Below are 26351 nucleotides of genomic sequence, written 5' to 3' on the forward strand. Positions count from 1 at the left end.
TAATTTTAAAAAGTACTAAGATGAAAAAAAATATAAAATGGCTGTTATTGGTTTCTTTGACTGTTATGGCCGCTTGTAATAACGACGATAATAATGATACTCCTGCAGAAGTTCCTGTAACCCCGGGTTCTGCGGTTTTTACAAAGTATGTTGCTCTTGGAGATTCTTTTGCGGCAGGCTATAGTGATAATGCATTGTTTAAAAAAGGGCAGGAGAATTCTTATCCTAATATCTTGTCGCAACAATTCGCTGCTGCTGGAGGAGGAGCTTTTACCCAACCCTTGATGAATGACAATGTTGGAGGTTTGCTTTTGGGTGGAAATGTAATTGCTGGTACGCGTTTGTCTTTTGATGGAGCGACTCAGACTCCAATAAGTGTGGCGGGAAGACCAAGTACAGAAGTTACTGCACATTTAACAGGTACATTTAATAACTTAGGTGTTCCAGGTGCGAAAAGTTATCATTTAATAGCGGCAAACTATGGAAATGTTGCTGGTGTGGCAACAGGTGCAGCTAATCCATATTTTGCAAGATTTTCGAGTACTCCTGCGGCAACTGTTATAGCCGATGCAGTAGTTCAAGACCCAACTTTTTTCTCTTTGTTTATTGGAGGGAATGATGTTTTGGCATACGCAACTTCTGGAGGAACAGGAAAGGATCAAACAGGAAATCCTAATCCAGCAACATATGGCGGAAGCGATATTACAGATCCAACAGTTTTTGCAAGTGTGTATACTAATTTGGTTACAGCGTTAACAGCGAAGGGTGCTAAAGGTGTTGTGGCAAATTTACCTTATATAACAACTTTACCTCATTTTACAACAGTTCCTTATAATCCGCTTACTCCTAAATTGATTGGGAAAAATAATGAAGCTGTAGGTGTGGCTACAATTAAAGCCCTTAACACGCAATTATATGGACCGTTGAAGTTGGTTTTGACTAAGTTAGGTGCTGGAGACAGGATTAATCTGCTTTCTGAAACTGGAGCTAGTCCTATGTTAATAAAAGACGAATCCCTTGAGAATTTGACTTCCGGTTTAATTGCTGAATTTACGCCGTTAGTAGGGGCACAGAATGCTGCTTTTTACGGCCTTGTTTTTGGACAGGCTAGACAAGCTAAAGCGACTGATTTAGTAGTGCTGACCACAAGAGCCGATATTGGAACTGCTCCTACTTCAGCTAACTCTGGAATTGGTATGGCGCCGCCAGCACCGCTGAATGCATTTGGAATTTCTTATCCTTTGCAGGATAAACATGTTCTGATTCCAACAGAAATTGCAGAGATTAGAAAAGCTACAGATGCATATAATGTAACTATAGAAGCTGTTGCTAAAGAAAAAGGTCTTGCATTTGTAGATACAAGAGCGACTATGACGCAATTAGCAAATGGCGGAATTAGATTTGGGAATTACACAATGAGTTCTTCTTTTGCCACTGGTGGAGCATTTTCTTTAGACGGTGTTCATCCTAGTGCTAGAGGATATGGTTTGATTGCGAATATTTTTATTGATGCTATAAACGCCAAGTACGGTGCGACCTTGCGTCATGTAGATTTAGGAGTGTATCCAATCCAGTATCCTGCAACGCTTCCTTAAAAGAAGAACGTAATATTTATAAAAAACCGCTGATTTCTATAAATACAGCGGTTTTTTGGTTTTGTAAAAAAATGAAGTTTTTATGATTTTACGACAGACTTTTAGGAATCAAACAAAATCATTCTATTTTTTATGAAAAAAAAATTGATTTTATATTTTAAAAAATTATCTTTGCGCTCTGAAAAAAGAGGTATTTTCGATAAACCTAAATAGCTATTTAATAAATACATAAGTAATGTCAAAAGTAATAGGAAAAGTTGCTCAAATCATTGGACCAGTAGTTGACGTAGTTTTCAACGGTAAGGATGTTGAACTTCCAAAAATTTATGATTCACTAGAAGTCACTAAAAAAGACGGAACTATCTTAGTTCTAGAAGTACAATCTCATATTGGTGAAAACACTGTTCGTACCATTTCGATGGACTCAACAGACGGTTTAAGCAGAGGATATGAAGTAGTTGGAACTGGAAATCCAATCCAAATGCCAATCGGTCCAGACGTATATGGTAGATTATTTAATGTTGTTGGAGACGCAATTGATGGTTTAGGAGACTTGCCTAAAACAGGAGAAAACGGTTTGCCAATTCACAGACCAGCTCCAAAATTCGAAGATTTATCAACTTCATCTGAAGTTTTATTCACAGGTATTAAAGTAATCGATTTGATTGAGCCTTACGCAAAAGGAGGTAAAATTGGATTGTTTGGTGGTGCTGGTGTTGGTAAAACAGTATTGATTCAGGAGTTGATCAACAATATCGCAAAAGGTCACGGTGGACTTTCAGTATTCGCGGGAGTAGGTGAAAGAACACGTGAAGGAAATGACTTGCTTCGTGAGATGTTAGAGTCAGGAATTATTAAATACGGTGATGATTTCATGCACTCTATGGAAAATGGAGGATGGGATTTATCTAAAGTAGATATGCCAGGAATGAGAGAGTCTAAAGCTACTTTCGTTTTCGGACAAATGAATGAGCCACCTGGAGCTCGTGCTCGTGTAGCACTTTCAGGATTATCTATCGCTGAGTATTTCCGTGACGGAGCTGGATCAGACCAAGGAAAAGATGTATTATTCTTCGTTGATAACATCTTCCGTTTTACACAAGCAGGTTCTGAGGTATCAGCACTTTTAGGTCGTATGCCATCTGCGGTAGGTTACCAACCAACATTAGCAACTGAGATGGGTGCGATGCAAGAGCGTATTACCTCTACAAACAAAGGATCTATTACATCTGTACAAGCGGTTTACGTTCCTGCGGATGACTTAACTGACCCGGCGCCGGCTACAACTTTCGCGCACTTAGATGCTACAACAGTATTGTCTCGTAAAATTGCTGAGTTAGGTATCTATCCAGCGGTTGACCCGTTAGATTCTACTTCAAGAATTTTGACTCCACATATCTTAGGAGATGAGCACTACAACTGTGCACAAAGAGTGAAAGAAATTCTTCAAAAATACAAACAATTACAAGATATCATCGCAATCTTAGGTATGGAGGAGTTATCTGAAGAAGATAAACTTGCGGTATCTAGAGCACGTCGTGTACAGCGTTTCTTGTCTCAGCCATTCCACGTAGCAGAGCAATTTACAGGTATTCCAGGTGTATTAGTTGATATTAAAGATACTATCAAAGGTTTCAACATGATCATCGATGGTGAGTTAGATCACCTTCCAGAAGCAGCTTTCAACTTGAAAGGATCTATTCAAGATGCAATCGAAGCTGGAGAGAAAATGTTAGCTGAAGCATAAAAATAAAGTTAAAAGTTAGAAGTTAAAGGTTATACGTTTCGTAACTTTTAACTTTTAACAAATAACTTCTAACTTAAAAAATATGATTTTAGAAATAGTATCACCAGAAGCAAAATTATTTTCGGGAGAAGTTACTTCGGTTACTTTGCCAGGAGTTGATGGAAGCTTTCAGATTTTGAATCATCACGCGCCAATTGTTTCTATTTTAGAAAAAGGTACAATTAAGATTGCAGCTCCAAGCTTCAGTTTCTCTAAGGAGGCAGCAGATAAATTCACGAAAGTAAATGACCAGACTTATACTTTGGAGATTAATTCGGGAACTATCGAGATGAAAGACAATAAAATTATTGTTTTAGCAGACTAAAACAATTCTATAATACAAAAAGCCAGACAGTTAGTCTGGCTTTTTTATTGGGATACACTTTATTCTTTTACATATTCCATAATGTCTCCTGGCTGGCATTCCAATATTTCGCAGATGGTTTCTAAGGTCGAAATACGAATTGCTTTTGCTTTTCCGGTTTTTAATATAGAAAGGTTAGCCGTTGTAATGCCGATTTTTTCTGCCAGTTCGTTTGAGCGCATTTTGCGTTTTGCAAGCATTACGTCTAAGTTGATGATAATAGGCATAATTTAAATAGTTAATTCGTTTTCTTCTTCTAATGAGCGTCCTCTTTCAATCAGTTTGGTTAGCAATACCAAAATGCTTCCTAAAAGTACGGCATAAAATTCTATGTCTAGAGTTGGATTAAAAGTAACGCTTAAATTTTGGAAATAAACATCCTGCAAAGATGCTAAAACTTGAGGTTCGATCATTATATAGCCAAATAAATTAGTGTCAAGAAAGCTGTAAATTATAGGGACTAATTGGGAGAAAAGAAACACATAGCCTAATCTTTTAATATAAGTTGAAAGAGATTTTGAAAAATATATTTCCTTGGCCAGTTCTCTTAAAATCAATGCTAGAAAAATCATTTTTAGAATCAGAATTAGACTGTTTAGATGTTCTCTTATAGCTAGCATGGCATTGGTAGAAGGTTCATTAGTCAACATTTTTAAATAAGCTGAATCTCCTTTTGGGGCATATTTTATAAATTTAAATCTATTGGATTGTTTATGCAGATAATTGCCATTTCCATCGGAGCCAACCGACATTCGATTGCTTTCAGAGCTAACATTGTAGAGGTTTATGGCTTTGGCCACCTTATTGTCTTCTAAATATGTTCTGGTTATTTGCGGATAAGAGTCTGCTGCATGTACACCAATACCTCCCTGATTTTTTCTTATAGTATCTGGAATTTGTAAAGTTAGTGCGACAGGCACATAATATCCTTCAGAAGTTTTGTTTCCCATTACGATGGTAGAATTACCATTTTTTATGATAAACTGTCCGTCGTTTCCAAAAAATTTTCCCAACACTGTTGTGACAAGAGAAAACGAATAAGCTATAATTGCAAATAGTACCGCAAAATAGAGCAATGATGCAAAATGTTTTATTGGGTTCATGATGATTTAGGTTTTTGATTCGTTGCAAATATATAAAAATTATCGAAAAACGATAATTAATTATTAAATAACGATTTTACTTATCGATAAAAATTTTATGTAGTCACTTAATACGAATCTAAACGATAGGTCGGCCTTTGGCTTGCTGTTATTTAATTAGGATCAATTTCATAACTTTGTTTTTATGAAACTAGCCCAAAACCTCATTCAGAAGCTCGAAACGAGAAAACAAAATAATTCATTCCGACAACTGCCAAGTTTTAATAATCTGGTAGATTTTTCGTCAAATGATTATATCGGTTTCTCAAAGTCGGAATCGATTTTTAAACTGGCACATCATTACCTTATTGAAAATGATATTATCCAGAACGGCGCAACGGGTTCGAGGCTCATTTCAGGAAACCATTCGCTGTATCAGCAAGCAGAATCATTTATCGCGGCATTTCACGACTCAGAATCGGCTTTACTATTTAATTCGGGTTATGATGCCAACGTTGGCTTTTTTAGTGCTGTACCGCAACGAAATGATGTTATTTTGTATGATGAATTAAGCCATGCTTCTATTCGAGATGGAATTTTGATGTCTAATGCCAAATCATACAAGTTTCTTCACAATGATTTTGAAGATTTGGAACGTTTGGTTGTAAAATTTCCAGAGGCCAATATTTACATTGTAACCGAAACTGTTTTTTCTATGGATGGCGATTGTCCAAATTTGGAGGAACTTGTGCTTCTTTCCGAAAAATACAATTGTTTTTTGGTTGTCGATGAAGCGCATACTTTAGGCGTTTTTGGAGAAAGAGGTGAAGGATTGACGCAAGACCTTCAATTGCATAACCGAATTTTTGCTAGAATCATGACATTCGGAAAAGGACTTGGCAATCATGGCGCAGCTATTTTAGGAAGTATTGAACTTCGAGAATATCTCATAAATTTTGCCCGAAGTTTTATTTACACGACCGGATTATCTCCACATTCTGTCGCTACAATTTTGACGGCCTATGAGCATTTGGAAAGCGAAAAAGAAACAATCGAGAAGCTTCGCCAGAATATTGTTTTTTTCAATCGACAGAAAAACCTCTTGGGATTAAAACCCATTTTTGTCCGCAGTAAGTCGGCAATACAATCTGCCCTTATCCCAGGGAACCAAAATGCTAAAAATCTTGCACAGGAACTTCAGGACAAAGGTTTTGATATCAAAGCCATTTTATCGCCTACCGTTCCCGAAGGTCAAGAGCGTCTTCGTTTTTGCATTCATAGTTACAATACTGAGGAAGAAATAACTCAAGTATTAGAATTGCTAAGGAATTTCGTGTATTAGGTAGCGGATTTAACGGATACAGATTTATGAGATTTGATATCTATACCGATAAATCTCAAAAAAGGAAAAAATTCGACAACAACAGCGAAGGGTTAAAAAAAACACACTTCTCATCCCTTGTATTTACTCGCTTTCTTAAAATAGTTTAATTTTTTTTGTAACGTTTTGATTGTTTTATCACTTACGAGTCGTAATCAAAAAAATAAATGCTATGAAATCAAAATTAACTTCGTCAAAAGAAAATTTTTCTAAAATTATCTTTTATGCTTCTATAGGATTTTTGTTAGGCTTGGTAAGCTACTTTCTAATAAAAATTATCGGTATCATTATCACTGTCTGTTTATTTGTGGGAGTTTTGGCCTCATGGCAGAGAAAAAAAAGTACTAAATACTAGAAGAAGTTTCAATCATCAATCAAATTTCAATCAATCACTCATCAACTAATCAATCAACAAAATGAAAAATTTAATCCAATTAGTAATAGTATTTATATTGGCAATCGGTTTTACGGCAAAAGCTCAGGAAACGGCTCCAAAACTAGAGAAAACGCTTCTGTGGGAGGTTTCGGGAAACGGACTGGAAAAACCTTCATACTTATACGGGACAATACATATGATTTGTTCGCCAGACTATTTTTTGAGCGAAAAGACAAAAAAAGCATTTGAAGCTTCAAATAAACTCGTTTTAGAAATCAATTTTGCGGATCCTAACGAGACTTTGGATATGCAGAAAATGGCAATGGGAAAAGAGCCTTTGAGCAAAAAACTGAGTTCTGAACAATTGGCTAGCTTAGATGCTATTCTGAAAAAGAGAACCGGAATGTCTGTGCAGCAAGTGGATAATTTTAGTCTGATGTCTATAATGAGCCTTATTTCGATGAAATCTTTTGGCTGTTCAGACATGAAATTCTATGAAATGGAATTTATAGAGATGGCTAAAAAGAAAAACATCGAAGTTGGCGGACTTGAAACAGTTAAGTTTCAATTTGCAATGTTTGAAGGTGCTTACACAAATGACGAAATGATTACATTGCTACAAGAATCTAACGGAGAGGAAGCGATTAAGCTTATTGCTGAATATAAGGTAGAAAATCTAAATGGCTTATATGACATTGTTACAGATAAAAAAGTGACCAGTGAAAAAACCAAAAAGCAGATTTTGGATAACAGAAATCTTAACTGGGTTAAAATTATGCCTGAACTAATGAAAAAAGAAAGTGTGTTTTTTGCTGTCGGGTCGGCGCATTTGGGTGGTGAGTATGGTGTAATCAATTTATTAAGAAAAGCGGGATATAGTGTAAAACCAGTACTGAATTAAGTTTATTTTGAAACAGAAAGAACAAGAATTTTTAAACCGAATCGAAAGTCATAAAGGGATTTTGTACAAAGTTTCTAAGATGTACATGGACAATCATGATGACCAGCAGGATTTATTTCAGGAAATTGTATGTCAGCTCTGGAAATCGTATGATACTTTTAGGAATGAAAGTCAGTTTTCGACCTGGATGTACCGTGTGGCGGTAAATACTTCAATTGTTTTTTTGAGGAAAGAAAAACGTAAAGTAGATAAATATGAAATCGCATCTGAAAACATAAAAGATGATGAAGGCGATTCGGCTATAAAAGAAAGTCAGTTAGACCATTTTTACAAGGCGGTACAGAAACTCGAAAAAATCGACAAAGCAATCATATTTTATCAGCTCGAGGGTTTCTCGCATAAAGAAATTGGTGAGAATCTTGGAATCTCTGAGGGAAATGCCAGAGTAAAATTAAACAGAGCAAAAGAAAAATTAAAAGAAATTATTAAAAATCAAGGATATGGATTTTAACGATATACAAAACGCATGGAACAATGAAAAGCCTCAGAATATTGTTCTTCCGAATTTAGAGAAAATCGAATCGGCAAATACGCCTTTGGGCAAAATCAGAAGAAACCTGAGAAATGATTTGATTATGCAAGTAATAGCTGTATTGGCAATAGGGGCGACGCCTTTTTTATATGGTTTTTCGCAAAAGTGGATTGCACCTTTCTATCTGCTCTTCAGTATCTTTTTTGCGGTTTGCGTGTATTATTTGACAAAGCTTTATCTGTTTTACAGAAGATTAAATAATATTACGTTAAAAACGAAAGATAGTCTTTACGAAACTTATTTTGATATAAGATTGAATATGGAGCTGTACAAAACGTTTGGATTTGCCCTAACGCCTTTTTTAGTGTTGTTTTCGATTGGGCTTTTCTATGATAAATATTCTATAAAGCCAGGAGGATTTCAAATAACGGATTTCAACAATGAACAATTAATAAGTGTTTTTTTCATAGTTGTTTTTTGCATTTTGTTTATGGGAATTTTGCTGGAATGGACAGTAAGATGTTTCTACGGAAAATATGCTAAAGAAATCAGAAAAGTAATAGACGAATTAAAAGAAGAATAAAAGTAAGCCCATCGTAACTGATGGGTTTTGTTTTATTGGTACTTTTACAGCATCAAAAGCAGATTCAAAAAAGTTATGAAAATATTCGTTACCGGAATTTCTACCGATGTTGGAAAAACAATTGCTTCTTCTATTATTGTCGAAGCCTTAGAAGCTGATTATTGGAAACCAGTTCAGGCTGGAGATTTAGATAATTCGGACAGTCATAAGATTAAAGCTAGAATTTCGAATACAAAAACTAAAATCTTCGAAAACAGTTACAAATTGAATACGCCGGCTAGTCCGCATTTGGCCGCTGCGATTGACGGAATCACCATTGATTTAAAGGAAATTCAGGAACCAAAAACAGAAAATCATCTCGTGATTGAAGGAGCGGGAGGAATTTTTGTTCCCTTAAACGAAAAAGATACGATTGCAGACTTGATTCGGCCAGATTATAAAATTATTGTAGTTTCAAGGCATTATTTGGGAAGTATAAATCATACCTTGTTGACTATTGAAGCAATTCAGCGTAACGGATCTAAAGTCGACGGAATTATCTTTAGCGGAAGCGAAAACAAATCAACAGAAAGTTTGATTCTAAATAAAACCGGAATTAAATGCATTGGTAGAATAGATGAGGAACCATTTTTTGACCAAAATGTAATTCGTGAATATGCTGACTTGTTTCGAGAAAAGCTTATGGATTTGTAGAATGTATAATATAGAGAATAGAATATAGAATATAGATGTGGAGAATAGAATATAGGGGTTTGAGTGTAGAATATAGGGCATCGATAACTATCGTTGAGTTTAGAGTTAGTTTTTTCTCTTTCCTCTATATTCCATTCTCTATTCTCTCTGTTTTCTGTTCAATTATCTCATTTTAAAATAAATATGGGTTTAGTAGAAAAAGACAGCCAATATCTCTGGCATCCTTATACGCAGCACAAAACTGCTTCGGCACCTATTGCCATTACAAAAGCTGAAGGCGCATTATTTTGGGACGAAAACAATAAGGAATATATTGATGCAATTGCTTCTTGGTGGGTAAATCCGTTTGGGCACAGCAATAAAACGATTGCCGATGCCATTTACAAGCAGCTTACGACCTTAGAACATGTTTTGTTCGGAGGTTTTACACATGAACCCGCTGTAAAAGTGGCAGAAAAACTGATGGAAATACTGCCGAAAAACCAAAAGAAAATATTCTTCTCGGATAATGGATCGACCGCAGTTGAAGTGGCGATAAAAGTAGCCTTGCAGTTTTTCTTTAATAAAGGCGAAAAAAAGACCACTATTATAGCTTTTGAAAATGCTTTTCACGGAGATACTTTTGCCGCAATGGCTGCTAGTGGGATTTCTTTTTACACGATGGCTTTTCAGGGAATGTTTATTGATGTGGTCCGAGTTCCGGTTCCGGTAAAAGGAAAAGAACAGGCAAGCTTTGATGCTTTGGAAGAAGTCATAAAAAAACATAATTGTGCCGGATTTATCTTTGAACCTTTGGTTCAGGGCGCTGCCGGAATGGTGATGTACGAACCCGAAGCTTTAGACAAACTCATCAAGATTTGCAAAAAGAATAACATTTTGACTATTGCAGATGAAGTAATGACAGGTTTTGGAAAAACAGGCAAAAACTTTGCTATGGATCATGCAACCGAACAACCGGATATGATTTGTTTGTCTAAAGCCTTAACGGGAGGCACTATTCCGATGGCAATCACCACTTTTACTCAGGATATTTTTGAAGCTTTTTATGATGACGACATCAATAAAGCATTATTTCACGGACATACTTTTACGGCAAATCCGACAGGATGTGCGGCTGCTTTGGCCAGTATCGATTTGCTGCAGACTCCGGAAATGCAGGAAAACATTACAAGAATACATAAGAGTCATCTTTTGTTTCAGGAAAAGATTGAAAAACATCCGAAAGTGATAACTGCAAGAACCTTGGGAGTTATTTTTGCTGTCGAAATAAAATCGGATTCCGAAGAAACCTATTACGGTTCTATGCGAACCAAACTATACAATTTCTTTATCGAAAACGGCGTTGTCTTAAGACCAGTTGGTAATATCGTTTATATACTGCCTCCATATATTATGACAGACAAACAACTTGAAAAAGTTTATAAAACCATTGAAGAAGCAATCGAAATGGTATAAATTATTCTAACGTCACGCTGTGCAAAAGTTTAAATTTCGTTATATCATTTATATGGTTTGTTTGTCGAAAACATTTAAAAATCAATACATTGAATGCTAAAATCTCTATAACCGCCTTTTCGTCTATTTCTCCGTTGGGAAATACAGAAACAGAAGTTTGGGAGAACTATCTTTTTCCTCAACATTGTTTTACAAAGCAATTTTTAGATAATCAGGAAACTCCTGTTGCTGCTTTGAGCGTGGCATCGAAAGAAATTATAAATGAAATTAGAGAATCTGATGTTAAGTATAAATTTCTAGACAATTCTGTTTTGTTTGCTTTGGCAGCTTCTAGAACTGCGGTTAAGAATGCTGGATGGACAAAAGAGGATGTTTTTGGAATCAATATAGGTTCGTCTAGAGGAGCAACAGATTTGTTCGAAAAACATTATAAGGAATATTTGGAGAACGGAAAAGCGCAGACATTGGCCTCGCCGACGACTACTTTAGGAAATATTTCATCTTGGATTGCTCATGATCTTCAGAATAATGGTCCTGAAATTTCGCATTCCATTACCTGTTCAACAGCTTTGCATGCTGTTTTAAACGGAATCGCTTGGCTGAATTCAGGAATGGCAACTAAATTTTTGGCGGGAGGGAGCGAAGCGCCTTTGACAGATTTTACAATTGCACAGATGCGTGCACTCAAAATCTACTCTAGAATAAATATTGATGAAGAATCTTGGCCAAATCTAGCATTTGATTTTGATAAAACACAAAATACAATGGTTTTGGGTGAAGGCGCTGCCGTATGCTGTCTCGAAGCAGGAGAAAAAGAAAATGCAATTGCGTACATCAGCGGTTTTGGATATGCGACAGAAATTTTGGAACATAATATTTCAATTTCTGCAGAGGCAGACTGTTTTCAGAAATCTATGAAAATGGCTTTACAAAACGAAAAACTAAACGACATCGACGTTATCGTGATGCATGCTCCAGGAACCATAAAAGGAGATTTGACAGAACTTCGTGCAATAGAAAAAGTATTTGGTTCTCCGTTACCATTGCTAACCACCAATAAATGGAAAATAGGGCATACTTTTGGAACATCGGGACTCTTAAGCCTTGAGCTTGCATTATTAATGATAAAACACAATACTTTTATCGGAGTGCCTTTTGCTAAATCAGATTTTGAGCAAAAACCAATCAAAAAAGTTTTGATAAATGCAGTAGGTTTCGGCGGAAACGCAGTCAGTATTTTGATTGAAAAAGCATAGATTGTTACAGCCCTAAATAGAAAAAATCCATTCCGGAATCTCTGGAATGGATTTTTTTTATTGAAAATCGGTTCGAATTAATTGAAAATGATCTTCTTATTTATTGCATGGTCGTTTTCTAAAATTATTTTGACTAATAAAACCTGTTCGCCCATTTGCAGATTATTAATTTTTAATTCAGATGCATTAATTTTCTTTTTAGTGAAAACCAATTGTCCGGCGATATTGTAAATCGAGACCTCTTTAATGTTTTCTTTTGAAGAATTGATGGTAATCGTTTTGGCTTTCACGGAAGTGTAAACACCATTTTCGATATTTTCGAAATCATCGTTGCCGAGTGTCTTAGAGGTGTAACGCAATACAAAACGATCTGTAAAAGTTCCTACTGTCGACGTAAATGTATAATCAGCATTTCTTAAATCGTGGATTGTACCTGTTTTTTTGTCTTCGAGATAAACAGCCTGATTTGCAAATAAACCTTCTCCTTGGTCTATAGCAATCGTGAAATCACCCGCAAAAGTGGTTTTGTATCCCAGCGGAATTATCTCTGCGTCATCAAAAGGAAGTGCACGTGCCTGAATGGTTAAATTATCTGTATCGTTGATAGTGTAAAAGTCCACATAACTATTTGCGCCCATGGTTACGGCATCGTAGTTGGGATCCATTTTGTTGGTTGCATTTTCTATATATCCTATCAAAGTTTGTTTAAACGCTCCTTCATTATTGCTGAAATTTAACCAAAGACGATTTTTTTCGGTTCTGTTTGTTTTGAAAAACTGTGTATTGTGTCCAGCTTCACGCATAGCATTGTTAAAAATAACCGAAGTTCCTGTTGGTTGAATAAAGAACGACTGGCCAGAAGCAATGTAACCATCTACACTCGCCGCTCCGTTGCTGGTTTTAACTCCACCCACAAGGCTGAATACTGCATAATCGCTACTGCTATAATTGTTAGTCTTGTCTCCCGGAATTCCTGCGCTTGGAGATGTATTATGTGTCCAGAAGTACAATGCACCAACATTTGTGCCTGCAAGACCGTTGATTCTGATGAAATCTTCGGCATCGACAGCAGATGGATACGGATTTCCGATTAGATTCCAATTTCCAGTAACCGTTGTTACAGGGATGTCTCCATTATTAGGAACACCTACAAAAGATGCCAAAAAAGTCGCTGGAACAGTAGTGCTATACGATTGAGGCGCACGAACAATATAACCTATACCCGGCATCATTGTCAAAGTTCCGTAATTATTGATTACCCATTTTTGAGTAGTGGCATTATAACTGTAATATTTATCTAATAATGTATTTGAAGATAAAGTATTAAGCTTATACGAAGCACTGTAAGTCGGAGCAGACCAATACGTAAAATCGTAACGACGCACGGGAGTTGTAATACGTCTGTATACGATATTTCCAGTGTTGGCAACATTATTAATCTGAACAAGGCTTGAATTGTTTTCAAAAGTTAATGAACCTGTTGCGGAAACAGTAACAGCATTTGTTATGTTTAATGTAACGCCTGTCGGAACTACAAGATTTACACCAGAATTAACAGTTAAAGAGCACGCAGTTAAATCTGATGTTATCGTATAGGGTCCAGAGAAAGTTACTCCTTTTGAACTATCAGGCGTTCCATTTGACCAAATTGTACCATTCCATGTTGTAGATGACTGGTTGGTTATGTTAAACGTTGTGGATGAAGGTGATTTACAGCCAGTACTGTTGGTTACTCTAAATGAGTATGATGTGCCGACAGGAATATTAGTAATCGTTGCCGTAGTTCCAGAACCGTTGGTTACAACGCCTCCAGGAGTTCTTTCTAAAGTCCAGTTTCCTGATGGCAGATTGTTCAGCACTACACTTCCTAATGCAGAACAAGTTGTATTGGTTACTGTGCCGATGGTAGGGGGTGGTAGTAAATCGATTACTGTTGCGATGTTGTCGGTATAAGTCTGTCCTGAAATATCCTCGACAATGTTTAAAGATGGATCTGTTCCTGTAACTTTTGCTGTATTAGTAATCCTTCCGGCTGCGACATCGGCTGCCGTGATGGTATAAGTTCCTGTAAGTGTTGTAGAGGCACCTGCAGCCAAACTCGGAATAGAATTGCCTGTAATGGTTAAGCCCGGCATAAGATCGGTAACAGAAATGTTGGTAACAGGCACTTCACCAGTATTTTTGATATCAAAAGTATAAGTAACAGTATCGCCTAATTTACCGCAAGTAGCAATTGATGCTCTTTTGATCATACTCAATTCAGCTATTTTTAGTGAACTTGTATTAAAGGCAATAAAAGCACAATCGGAGTTTCCAGAGAAAGTTACAATAAAGCGGTCAACTTGCGAAGCATTTGCAGGCGTAATTCCAAACGACTTGGTTTCTATTCCAACTATTCGGATATCTCGGGTAGCCGCAGCCGTAAAAGCCATTGCGCCATTATCGGCTCTAAATAAATCTAGACTGTAAGTTCCAATGGCAGTTACAGATCCAAAAGAAACAGATAAGGAGTTTCCAACTGTTGCTCCAGAAGCATCCACGAATCTAAATGAGTCTGGCGTACCACCCGGTTCGGCAACCTGAGTTATAATCAAATCAGGGATATTATCCTCAATACCCGAAATGGTAAGATTGTTTGTTCCGATTTTAAATTCGGCTGTTCCTGCTTTGATGTTTGCAATACCAGTTCCAAGTGTAAGTCCGTTTACCCCATCAGTAAGTCGGGAAGCAAGTTCCGGACCAGTCGAAGTGGCCCCCATTAGAGGCGGCGTCAAAGTTGCAGTTGAATTGGATCCGTCTATCATAGCGCCTTGAAGGAAATAGGTGCTTGGATCAATTCCGATGGTTTGAATTTTTAAAGCTCGGTATTTTTGAGCATTAAAACTAACTCCTCTTGTGGTAAGAGTGGCATCATTTACACCGGTAGAATAGGTAGTGCCATTCCATAAAAAAGCGAGAAGATTATTTTCTGTATTCGGACGATTACCTACACCTGTTGTAGAGTTAGATGTCCAATATCCGTTCCAGTCTGTATGAATTCTGGTAACGGTTGTCTGGCTTATAGTTTTAAAAGAAATCAGGAAAAAAAGAATTCCTAAGCTTTTTAAAGATAAACTATGAAGATTCAAAATTGGTTTTGATAACATGGGGTTGGGTCGGTTAAAGTTTCGTAATATTTCTTTTTCGTATTTTGAATGTTAATCAGTTATTGTATTTGATGTTTAGATTGACTCAATTCAGATTCCTTTTGAACGCACAAAAATCCGGCATGTTGATTGCCGGATTTTTGATGGTTATTATTATTTATCTGAAAATGATTTTCTTAGTAACAATATGACCATTTTCTAAGGTTACTTTTGCTAGCAAAACTTGTTCGGATACCTGCAGGTTGCTAATCTGCAGTTCCGTTGCCGTGACTTTTTTCTTGTTGTATACTTCCTGTCCTCCGATATTATAAATAAGGACATCCTTAATGTTTTCTTTAGTCGAAGTGATGCTTACTGTTTTATCTTTTACCGCAATCAATATACTTTCTTCAATATTTTCAAAGTCTCCTGTTCCAAGAGTCTTAGAAGTATAGCGAAGAGCGAATCGATCTGCAAAAGTTCCCACCGTTGTTGTAAATGTATAGTCGGCAGTTCTTAGGTCATGGATTGTTCCCGTTTTCTTGTCTTCAAGATAAACAGCCTGCTCTGCAAAAAATCCATCAGTATGATCGATTCCGATTGTGAAATTCCCCGCTACTGTAGTCTTGTATCCAAGAGGAACAATATCGGCTTTGTCAAAAGGAAGCGCACGTGCTTGGATAGTTAAAAGATCTTTATCGTTTATGCTGTAGAAATCAATATAACTGTTGCCTGCCATCGTCAAGGCATCGTAATTTGTATCCATGCCGTTAGTTGCATTTTCAACGTATCCAATAAGAGCCTGCTTAAATGCTCCCTGTGCGTTGGTGAAATTCAGCCATAGACGGTTTTTCTCAATTTTAGAAGTCTTAGCTGTTTTAAAGAACTGAGCGTTATTCCCTCCCACTCGCATGCTGTTGTTGAAGACAATTGAGTTTCCGGCTGGCTGTATAAAGAAACCTTGTCCAGCGGCGATGTAACCATTCGGGCTAGCTGCACCGCTTGTTGTCGCAACACTACCAGTAAGACTGAATACCGCATAATCGTTGCTGGTGTAGTTGTTTGTAGCGTTACCGCTAACGGCACTGCTTGGAGGCGAGTTATGCGTCCAGAAGTACAAAGCTCCGATATCAGTTCCGGCAAGGTGGTTTACATCTATCCATTCTTCAGCATCAAGAGCAGAAGGATACGGATTCCCAATAAGGTTCCAATTTCCTGAAACTGGGTGTATTGTATAAGGCCCATTGTTTGGCGTACCGATAAACGATCCAGTGTAAACAGCAGGAACAGTCGTACTGTAAGATTGAGGAGCTCTCACGATATAGCCAACTCCGTATTCCATATTGACATTTCCGTAGTTTTTAATTACCCATTTCTGTCCAGCTGCATCATAACTGTAATATTTGTCCAGCAATGTATTTGGCGACAAATTATGAAGAGTGTTGTCTGCACCTGTCACTGGCGTTGACCAGTAGGTAAAATCATAACGTCTTACTGGCTGGGTATTTCGTTTGTAAGTAATATAACCGTTGTTTGTCGCATTGGTAGTCTGAATCAAGCTCGAATTGTTTTCGAATACCAATTGGCCCGTTCCTAAAACCGTTACGGCATTTGTAACTTGCATAGTATTGTTTGAACCAACAGTCAACGACGCTTGATCATTAACCGTTAATGAATAAGCATAATACGTTCCAGTACTTGCAGCAAGAAGAGGTTTAACCGCTACGTTCGGAATTTCAACACAGTCTGTTGCTGTCGGTACTCCTGAAGGAGTCCAGTTTGAAGGAGTGTTCCAAGAAGTGCTTGTGCTTCCGTTCCATACTTTTCCTGCTGGTGGGGTTATGGTGATAACAGTTGCTGGAGAGATGCATCCCGTGCTTGTGTTTTTAACCGTAACATTATATGAACCTGCGGTTAAGTTTGTAAATACACCAGAAGTATTAGTGTAACTGGTTCCGTCAATGCTGTATGTGAATCCAGTTCCCGAAGCAGGATCTGTCACAGTAATTGTACCTGTATTATCTGCACAGCTTGGCTGTTTTGTAGCAGAAGCAGTTGGTGCATTTGCGGCATCACCTGGCGCAGTTGAAGGTATAAAGTTAACATTCATAAGAGCGTCTCCCGCATCTTCTTGTAAACGCACTTCTATTTCAGAATCAGCACCAAGATCGTAAGTTGTATTGTTTACTGCTGCGGTATTATTGTTGATGTTTCCACCGGCTGTGTAAATTAAAGTTCCGTTATGGTAAATTCGAAGATTATCATCGCAATTTGCTACAACGATTCTATATCTTCCGCAAGGGAAACCTTTTCTTTTATAGCTTATAGTAAAATTATCTACAGGAACCGGTGCCCCGCTCCATCCAGTTGCTGAATACGGTGAAACAGCTCTATTCCAAAAAGCGGTAGTAGCAATGTTAAGATTATTGTCTACATAACTTCCAGCATAACTGTAAGCAGGAAGGTCAAGATTTGCTAGAGTATAACCGTAAACATTCCATTTGTCAATACCAGGAGGATTGCTAGCACCCAAAACAGTACTAATAATTCCATAAGAAAATGAAACCCTGCTTGCGCCTCCCATTTCAAAATATTCTAAAACAAAATCGTGTTGTCCAGCACTTAATGTTACTTGTGCGGCATATGAGTTATAGCCATGTCCAGTATATGAATTTGCCGGAGCAACATTCACCAAGGTACCGTCAATATACAAACGCACACCATCATCTCCGCCAATGGTAAAGTTGTAAATACCAGCGGCAGTCGTAGTTCTCATTTTGTAGCGAACAAAGAAATTATCACTTGGAGGAGTGTCACAATTTATAGTTCTTGTAACACCATTTACAGCTCCATTTCCAATATTTCTATCAAATAGCGCGTTTTCGGTTACAGTTCCAATATAAGTTGAAGTTGAAGAAACAGGCACTGTATTTGGATTAGCCGGATTCGGATTTGCTCCGGTCCAATTGTAAACATATCCAATCCATGAGTTTGTTCCAAAGGTATTTTGGTCACCTGTTGGTGTACATGCTACTACTTCATCAGCACCCATGTAAGGTTTTACTCTTGCTTCTCCGTCTATATCTGTTGTGACTGTTGAAATTAATTGACCTGCAAGCGAATTGTTTGCTGCACTTGTAGTATTTAAGTGGAAATCAGATAAAAATACTGGTGCAGAATTTACGGAATTAGCATCTTTTCCTGTATTTGTTTTCCAGTTTGCAAAGGATGTAGTGGCTTGCCCAGAAATTTTTGCGTTAAAATTTGATGCATTATTTGTTACGTAATGACAGTTATAGTTTAATGTTGTAACTCCAACAGCTGAAAAGAAGGAATATTGTGTTCCAGTTGATTGTGAATTGTAAAATATATTATTTCTAATATCATAGTTAGACCCACCCTCTAAGTATAAACATGAAGAATATGCACTTGCATTTGCATAATTCATTACAATAGTATTGTGATAAATATTATAACCTGAACCTGATTTTATATAAACGCCCTGACCTTTATTATGATAGTTATAATCATTATTATCAGTTGTAGTGTTGTAAACATTACTGATAATATTATTATATATTGTTGTACTAGTGTTGTTATCTATAAATATTCCTGCTGTAGAACTTCCGTTGTTATATATATTATTTGCAATATCGCTGATTTTATTATTTGAGATTGTACCTGAACTACTTCCTACTATGGTAATCCCTGAAGCGGTTCTGCTGTTGTAATTCGAATTTTTTCTAATTCCGGATATTAGATTTTTATCAATTGTATATCCGTTCACATTACTCAAATAGATACCCAACGATGGTTTATTAGCATCTGTGGTAGACCCAATTGTATTTTCTGATATTGTCCAGTTGATTGTGTTATTGTTGTTTGAACCATCAACAAAAACTGCTTGGCTCACATTTGTAAAAGTTACTTTAGAAACAGTGTTGTTGGAATTAACACCTGTACTACCAAAAGAATTTCCACCTGCAAAAACTCCTATAGTATATACATCTTTTGTAGTATCAACAACATTCAGCTGAATTGTCAGATTCCTGATAATATTATTATCTGCATTGCTATTAAGAGCGATTCCAGCCTTAGTTGTTTCGGGGCTTGCGTTATAGGTGTTGTAAATTCTTAATCTATTATCTGTCGTTGAATCATTTCCGTCAATAATTATATTATCTGCTCCATTGAAAGTTATCATGGGACCAGCAACCGCACCAGAAATTACCACATTACTACCAGAAGCAGGTCTAATTGTTAATCTATTGGTAGAACTTGTACCGCTAAATTGATTAATAGTAAGCGTTGAAGTAATAGTTTGATTTTGATTTAATAAAAACACAACAGGTCCAGATACTCCTACTGAATTAATTCGAGCAATTGCATTTTGCAAAGTATTAAAAGGCGCTGCATTTCCGGAATTAATAGTATACGTTCCATTTAAGGCTTGTGCAAACCCAAAAAAGGGTAACAATAAAAATAAAAGTAAAGTTTTCTTCATGTTAAATGTTTTCTATCAGGTTGTTATGCTGGCATAAGATTTTGATGCGTCGCAAAGATAGATACATCTACGTGCGGGAAATAGTTAGGGTTTTAAGAATGGCTATATAATCGATGAAATGTTAATAAAATCGACAAAATACACGCCAAAAAATCGCTTTTGCCGTTTATTCTTATAAAATGTTAAAATTTATTATAGGAATAATCTCAAAAAATATGCTTTTTTTAGTTGTATTTTTTAACTTTTAGTCGTAAAAATGCGAGTTTGAGTATAAAATCCTCAAATTTGGAATAAATTACAACCAAAAGTAGTATTGTGTTTCGTCAGGAATTTAATACAGTATTGAGTGTAAGGAGCAAAATTTGTTAAAAAATGAAAATTTGGTAAAAAGTTCAACAAAAAATTAATCCTTTTTTTCTTCAAATTCTTTCATTTTTTCATAAATCAGATTACTTTCATAACCTCTTCGAAGCAGATAGTCGCAGAATTTTTGTCTTTTTTTAAGAGGATTTTTTTCTGACAAATTGCCCCAATGACGTTCGGCAAGATTCTCAAAAGTTTCAAAATATTCTTCAGTAGAAATTTCTTTCAAAGCTAAATTTATATTTGTTGCTGAAATTTTTCGAGCTTTAAGTTCGCTAGTAATTCTCAGCTTACCCCAGTGTTTTATGCGGTGTTTGCCTCTTGCGAAGCTGCAGGCGAAGCGAGTTTCATTTAAAAAATTTCCTTCAATAAGCTTTACAATGATCAAATCTATTTCGTCAGAATTCATTTTCAAGCTGTATAATTTTGCCACCACTTCTTCATGACAACGTTCCTGATAAGCACAAAAATTTTCCAATTTTTGTAAAGCTTCTTTTGGTGTTATAATGTCTTTCATCGGCTTTTTCTTTCTTTTTAACGATTAAATGTGAATTATTGCATTTGATAGCAAAATTATTCTAAAATTTGTTAATATTTGTAAAAAAGAAAGAATGCAAAAAATTCGGCCAACCACCGAATCGACATTTTTTTGCCTCTAAAATTTTAACAAATGTTCAATAAGTTTCAAAACGAGATTTGAACATTAAAATTAGATAAAAAACGCTCGAATTTCATTTTTCTTTTTTACGCCCAAAAACAAATTTATCACATAATACCACATGCCTATGAAACGAAAATTACTTTTGTTCGTTATCTTTATTGTTTTTCCTTGTGTAACTTTTGCGCAGTCTATTTGGAACAATCCAATAACGGGAACTAATCCTAACTCAGCAAATCCTTATACTACTGGACAAACTGTTGCATCAAATCTTACTGCTTTAGGAATTGGGAGGTCACCTAACTTAACTGGTTCTCCTGCAAATGATCGATATAATGCTACTGGTTGGGGTACTTCTTTTAACGCGAATAATTATTTTGAATTTACTTTAACTCCAACTGCTGGATATAAAATAGATTTTAACAGTCTAGTTTATACAAGTACTTCTAATAATATTTCAGGTGTTTCTGTTAGGTCTAGTATTGATGGATTTGCTTCAGATATCGCAACTCTTGGCGTTGGTGGTGGAACTGTGTCGTTGAGTGGATCCTCATTTCAAAATGTTGGAACAATAATAAAGTTTAGAATATATGCTTGGGGTAGCGGGGTATCAAGAACTTTTAGTATAGATAACTTTACTTTCAATGGTAACGTTTCATGTATTGCATCACCAACAACTACGGGAACAAGTATTTGTCAAGGCGATTCGGGGGTCGTGAGTGCCACATTCTCTCCAGGGACTGGAGTTACGACAAATACATTTTCAGGTTCTTGGAATGCTGCCACCGATCCTACTGCAAGAATCATTACGACATCTATGCAGAATAATACTAATTGTGGATTTGCCAATGTAGTAAGAAATTATACTGCAACTACTTTTACTGTAGATGTATCTGGAACTTATACTTTTAAGATGACAGACACTTCAGATTATGATGGGATGGCTTATATCTATAGTGAAGGGCTTACTCCTGGTACATGTGGTACAGGATGGGTAGTAGGAGATGATGACGTAGATGGCTCTCAACGTGAGCCTAGAATGACTCCTTCATTAACTGCAGGAGTAGTTTATACATTGATTTCTACAACTTATTCAAATGTTGGTGGAACCTACACAGGCAATTATTCTTGGACTGTTACGCCTCCGAGCGGTGGTCAGGTAACTTTGGCGACCGTAGGATGGTATACACAACCAAGCGGAGGTTCTTTAATAGGGACAGGCTCACCTTTTAACCCAGTAGGTGTGGCAAACTCAGGTTTGCCAAATACAAATACACCAGGAACTTATTCTTTTTATGCATCAGCTGGTGGAACATGTAGCGGAAGGACGGTTGCAAACTTTGTTATTAGTGCAAAACCTGTAATTTCGGCTATGACTGCTTCAATTTGTTCCGATGGAAACTTTTCGGTGACGCCAGTAAATGGTACTAACGGAACTGTGCCATCAGGTACAACCTACAGTTGGCCTATACCAACAATGCCAGCTGGAGTAAAAGGTGGTGTTGCAGGAAGTGGCGCGTCTGTTATTTCTGGTACTCTTACCAATTTCAGTACAACTGCACAAAATGTTGTTTATACAGTAACGCCTTTAACGGGAAGCTGCTCAGGAACGCCATTTACTGTTACAGTAACTGTAAATCCGGGGGATGTTAATAACAGAATTACCCTAGCTGGTTCAACCCAAATTTGTAATCAGGTACAAGAATATAACAACCTTACTTTGACTGCCCCGACAGGAAATTATTTTAACAATGTAAGTTTCGCAAGTTATGGTTTGCCAAACGGAAGCTGCGGTTCATTTACTGTAAATAATTCATGTCATTCTACTTTGAGTCAATCAGTTGCGGAGAGTTATCTTTTAGGAAATTCAAATACGGTTACTATTGCCGCTTCAAATAGTGTTTTTGATGATGGATGTGTTGGTCTAGAAAAGAGATTGTATATCGCTGCTAATTACTCACAGCCGATATGTTCAGGAACTGTACCGGGAACAATTTCAGGAAGTCTTCCTACAGGAACAGTTACTTCCTATTTATGGGAAACAAGTACTAGTGCTTCTGGAGTTTTTTCAAATGCTCCAGGAACCAACAATACTCAAAATTATACTCCAACAGTGGCTATAACTCAGGATACTTGGTTTAGAAGAAAAGTTACTATTAATGGTTGTACAAATATTTCAGGATTGGTATTGGTAAAGGTTACTCCATTGCCAACAATTACACATTCAACTACTGCAACAGCTATATGTGCGGGTACAGTCAGTACAGCTTTGAGTTATTCGGCTGTAACAGGAACACCGACATCTTACAGCATTGTTTGGAATTCGACTCCAGCAAATTCATTTCTTCCAGTTTCGAATGCTTCATTAACAACAACTCCTATAAATATTGCGATTCCGGCTGCAGCCAATCCAGGGACTTACACAGGAACACTTACTGTAAGAAATGCAAATGGATGTACAAGTACTGGAACAACTTTTACTGTGACCGTAAATCCAAATTTGCCAGCCAGTGTTAGTATTGCGGCTTCTCCAGCAGGAGCAATTTGTGCGGGCACTTCGGTAACATTTACTGCAACTCCGACAAATGGAGGAACCGCACCAACATACCAATGGTACAATGGCGCAAGCTTGATTCCGAGTGCTACAAATTCAACTTACACAACCACAGGACTTGCAAACGGAAATGCAATCACGGTTCGCATGACATCCAATGCTTCACCTTGTTTGACCGGAAGTCCGGCAACTTCGAATGCGATAAACATGACCGTAAATCCAAATTTGCCAGCCAGTGTTAGTATTGCTGCTTCTCCAGCAGGAGCAATTTGTGCGGGCACTTCGGTAACATTTACTGCAACTCCGACAAATGGAGGAACGGCACCAACATACCAATGGTACAATGGAGCAAGTTTGATTCCGAGTGCTACAAATTCAACTTACACGACTACAGGACTTGCAAACGGAAATGCAATCACGGTTCGTATGACATCCAATGCTTCACCTTGTTTGACCGGAAGTCCGGCAACTTCGAATGCGATAAATATGACCGTAAATCCAAATTTGCCAGCCAGTGTTAGTATTGCGGCTTCTCCAGCAGGAGCAATTTGTGCGGGCACTTCGGTAACATTTACTGCAACTCCGACAAATGGAGGGTCAGCACCAACATACCAATGGTACAATGGAGCAAGTTTGATTCCGAGTGCTACAAACTCAACTTACACGACTACTGGACTTGCAAACGGGAATACAATCACGGTTCGCATGACATCCAATGCTTCTCCTTGTTTGACAGGAAGTCCGGCAACGTCTAATGCGATAAACATGACCGTAAATCCAAATTTGCCAGCTAGTGTTAGTATTGCGGCTTCTCCAGCAGGAGCAATTTGTGCGGGTACTTCGGTAACATTTACTGCAACTCCGACAAATGGAGGAACCGCACCAACATACCAATGGTACAATGGAGCAAGTTTGATTCCGAGTGCTACAAACTCAACTTACACGACTACTGGACTTGCCAACGGGAATACAATCACGGTTCGCATGACATCCAATGCTTCACCTTGTTTGACAGGAAGTCCGGCAACTTCGAATGCGATAAATGCAACTGTAAATCCAGTACCAACAACTCCAACAGCAAATGTTGACAGTAATGTTACTTGTTCGAATACAGGAACTATAACATTAAGCGCTTTGCCATCTTCAGGAGCTTGGACAATACATCAAACAGGAACAGCATCACAAAATATTCCAGGTACTGGTGGCAGTACTACTATTTCGGGACTTGCGGTTGGAACTTATAATTTTACAGTTGAAAATGCTTCAGGATGTATTTCGGGTCAGGTAACGGCTGATATTACAGATGATTCTTCTACAACATGGAATGGTACAACTTGGTCGCAAGGGCTTCCGAATAATTCGAAAGCAGTAATTTTTGCAGCTCCTTTCACGATAACGGCAGACTTACAAGCTTGTTCTCTAACTATAAATTCTGGAAATACTGTAACAGTTAATCCAAATGTAACGTTAACAATTACGAATGCGGTAACGACAAATGGCCAATTGATATTCGAAAACAATTCGAGCTTGATTCAGACTACCAATGCGACAAACAACGGTTATATTACTTACAAACGAAATACCCAGCCAGTAAGACGTTATGATTTTACCTACTGGTCAACGCCAGTGACAGGTGCAGACAACACTCTTCATAATTTGTCGCCAAATACATTGCTGGACAAATATTACAGTTATGATGCAGCTGGAGAGAAATGGGTAATTAAAAACTACGGAAATGTCAATATGGAATACGGCGTTGGCTATATCGTGAGAGCTCCTCAATCTTACAGTACGACTGTTCCTGCTATCTACACCGGATCGTTCATCGGTACACCAAACAATGGTCCTTATACAATACACCCAGTTTCAGGAAATTGGAACCTTATCGGGAATCCGTATCCTTCTGCTCTTGATGCTGAAGAATTGATAGATGTAAACCACCTTGCCGGAACAGATGTCGGAGCTTTGTACTTCTGGACGCATAACACCCCGCCGAGCAGTTCTATTGGAGGTAGTGCGACAAACAACTATACGAGTAACGATTATGCGGTATTCAGTCTTACTGGAGGCGTAGTAACCACAAGTGGTGCTGCACAACCTACAGGTTACATTGCATCTGGACAAGGATTCTTTGCACAGCCAGCAGGAAACGAAATCTTATTCAACAACAGCATGCGAGTGGGAGGTAATAACGCTCAGTTCTTCAAAACAGCTAAGACTTCTAAAATTGAGAAAAATCGTCTATGGCTGAATTTCACCAACTCTCAAGGAGCTTTCAAACAAGCCCTTATCGGTTACGTTGAAAATGCCACAAACAAAATGGACATAAACTACGATGCCGTAACGATGGCAAGCAACAGCTTTGTTGATTTTTACAGCATAAACGATAAAGACCTTTTGACGATTCAGGCAAGGGCGCTTCCTTTCGACAAAGCCGATATTGTTCCTCTTGGGTACAAGACTACAGTAGCGGGGAATTTCACAATCGGAATCGATCATACTGACGGATTTTTTGCAGAGCAGGCTGTTTATCTTGAAGACAAGAAAACGGGAACAATCCATGACCTAAGAACTGCCGATTATACGTTTACAACAGCGGTGGGAACTTTTGCTGACCGTTTTGTACTTCGATACACTTCTAAAACGCTCGGAACTGGAGACTTTGAAAACATTGACGAAAGTGTGTTGATTGCGGTAAAAGACAAAAAGGTTAGCATTATCTCGACTAAAGAAAATTTAAAAGAAGTGACTATTTTTAATGTGGGAGGTCAGTTGGTTTTCAATAAAAAGAAAATCAATACAACCGAATTAAGAATTAATGATTTGCAGGTAGCCGACCAAGTTTTAATGGTAAAAGTAGCCTTAGAAAATGGCCATACTTTAACGAAGAAGATCATTTTTTATTAGTAGTTAAAAGTGCCTTAAAGGACATATTAAAAGAGTTCATTCTGATAAAAAAGAATGGACTCTTTTCTTTTTTAAATATCCCTAAATTTAGGGATTGCATATTAGAACTCAGCTAATTAATTTTAGGTTAATTCTTACTTTTTAAATTAACCTAAATATTAAGACTTTGATTAGAAAATTATTTTATGTGGCAATCATAGTTCTTTTTCCCCCTAAAGCATTTCTTTTCGCGCAAC

Annotated in this window: 16 protein-coding genes; 11 read left to right on the forward strand and 5 right to left on the reverse strand. The window is 37.3% G+C overall.

The window, feature by feature from the left end; translation table 11 throughout:
- Window positions 1–20: 20 nt before the first annotated feature.
- From E0W73_RS11265 to E0W73_RS11275, 3 genes are all read left to right on the forward strand, one after another.
- Entirely contained in the window at window positions 21–1595 is a 1575-nt protein-coding gene (locus tag E0W73_RS11265) for an SGNH/GDSL hydrolase family protein (protein ID WP_135222184.1), read from the forward strand.
- A 235-nt stretch (window positions 1596–1830) separates the two neighbouring features.
- Complete coding sequence (atpD, locus tag E0W73_RS11270) at window positions 1831–3342, forward strand: F0F1 ATP synthase subunit beta (protein WP_135222185.1); 1512 nt, start codon at window positions 1831–1833, stop codon at window positions 3340–3342.
- Window positions 3343–3424: 82 nt separating this feature from the next.
- Entirely contained in the window at window positions 3425–3706 is a 282-nt protein-coding gene (locus tag E0W73_RS11275) for a F0F1 ATP synthase subunit epsilon (protein WP_135222186.1), read from the forward strand.
- Window positions 3707–3765: 59 nt separating this feature from the next.
- On the opposite strand, the gene E0W73_RS11280 is transcribed toward E0W73_RS11275, so the two are convergent.
- Together E0W73_RS11280 and E0W73_RS11285 are read right to left on the reverse strand one after the other, a co-directional pair.
- On the reverse strand, window positions 3766–3972 hold the full coding sequence (locus tag E0W73_RS11280) for a helix-turn-helix domain-containing protein (protein WP_135222187.1): 207 nt from the start codon (window positions 3970–3972) through the stop codon (window positions 3766–3768).
- A 3-nt stretch (window positions 3973–3975) separates the two neighbouring features.
- Window positions 3976–4848 carry a DUF2975 domain-containing protein gene (locus E0W73_RS11285; protein WP_135222188.1) on the reverse strand — a complete coding sequence of 291 codons (873 nt, stop codon included), beginning with the start codon at window positions 4846–4848 and terminating at the stop codon, window positions 3976–3978.
- Window positions 4849–5032: 184 nt separating this feature from the next.
- Here E0W73_RS11285 and E0W73_RS11290 point away from each other — a divergent pair, with 184 nt between their 5' ends.
- The 7 genes from E0W73_RS11290 (at window position 5033) to E0W73_RS11320 (ending at window position 12004) form a co-directional block, all read left to right on the forward strand.
- On the forward strand, window positions 5033–6169 hold the full coding sequence (locus tag E0W73_RS11290) for an aminotransferase class I/II-fold pyridoxal phosphate-dependent enzyme (RefSeq protein ID WP_135222189.1): 1137 nt from the start codon (window positions 5033–5035) through the stop codon (window positions 6167–6169).
- A gap of 455 nt (window positions 6170–6624) precedes the next feature.
- Complete coding sequence (locus E0W73_RS11295) at window positions 6625–7485, forward strand: TraB/GumN family protein (protein WP_135222190.1); 861 nt, start codon at window positions 6625–6627, stop codon at window positions 7483–7485.
- 7 nt (window positions 7486–7492) lie between these two features.
- Entirely contained in the window at window positions 7493–7996 is a 504-nt protein-coding gene (locus tag E0W73_RS11300) for an RNA polymerase sigma factor (RefSeq protein WP_135222191.1), read from the forward strand.
- On the forward strand, window positions 7986–8600 hold the full coding sequence (locus tag E0W73_RS11305) for a hypothetical protein (RefSeq protein WP_135222192.1): 615 nt from the start codon (window positions 7986–7988) through the stop codon (window positions 8598–8600). The genes E0W73_RS11300 and E0W73_RS11305 overlap by 11 nt, the downstream gene beginning before the upstream one ends.
- Window positions 8601–8675: 75 nt before the next feature.
- Window positions 8676–9293, forward strand: coding sequence for a dethiobiotin synthase (gene bioD, locus E0W73_RS11310; RefSeq protein WP_135222193.1), 618 nt, complete (start codon window positions 8676–8678; stop codon window positions 9291–9293).
- A 183-nt stretch (window positions 9294–9476) separates the two neighbouring features.
- On the forward strand, window positions 9477–10748 hold the full coding sequence (bioA, locus tag E0W73_RS11315; RefSeq protein ID WP_135222194.1) for an adenosylmethionine--8-amino-7-oxononanoate transaminase: 1272 nt from the start codon (window positions 9477–9479) through the stop codon (window positions 10746–10748).
- 89 nt (window positions 10749–10837) lie between these two features.
- Window positions 10838–12004: a beta-ketoacyl synthase N-terminal-like domain-containing protein gene (locus E0W73_RS11320; RefSeq protein ID WP_135222195.1), complete on the forward strand. Its 1167-nt coding sequence runs from the start codon at window positions 10838–10840 to the stop codon at window positions 12002–12004.
- Window positions 12005–12081: 77 nt separating this feature from the next.
- On the opposite strand, the gene E0W73_RS11325 is transcribed toward E0W73_RS11320, so the two are convergent.
- The 3 genes from E0W73_RS11325 to E0W73_RS11335 form a co-directional block, all read right to left on the reverse strand.
- A complete protein-coding gene (locus E0W73_RS11325) occupies window positions 12082–15150 on the reverse strand; it encodes a DUF7507 domain-containing protein (RefSeq protein WP_135222196.1) in 3069 nt (1022 codons plus the stop codon).
- Window positions 15151–15307: 157 nt separating this feature from the next.
- The gene (locus E0W73_RS11330; RefSeq protein WP_135222197.1) at window positions 15308–19633 is read right to left on the reverse strand and encodes a T9SS sorting signal type C domain-containing protein; all 4326 of its coding nucleotides are present in this window, start codon (window positions 19631–19633) and stop codon (window positions 15308–15310) included.
- A 403-nt stretch (window positions 19634–20036) separates the two neighbouring features.
- Window positions 20037–20513, reverse strand: a complete 477-nt coding sequence (locus tag E0W73_RS11335; protein WP_135222198.1) for a regulatory protein RecX — start codon at window positions 20511–20513, stop codon at window positions 20037–20039.
- A gap of 268 nt (window positions 20514–20781) precedes the next feature.
- Between E0W73_RS11335 and E0W73_RS11340 the strand changes: the two genes are divergently transcribed.
- Window positions 20782–26115, forward strand: coding sequence for a T9SS sorting signal type C domain-containing protein (locus tag E0W73_RS11340; protein WP_162847698.1), 5334 nt, complete (start codon window positions 20782–20784; stop codon window positions 26113–26115).
- The last annotated feature ends 236 nt before the right edge of the window (window positions 26116–26351 follow it).

This window comes from Flavobacterium foetidum, assembly GCF_004634245.1.
GTDB lineage: Bacteria > Bacteroidota > Bacteroidia > Flavobacteriales > Flavobacteriaceae > Flavobacterium > Flavobacterium foetidum.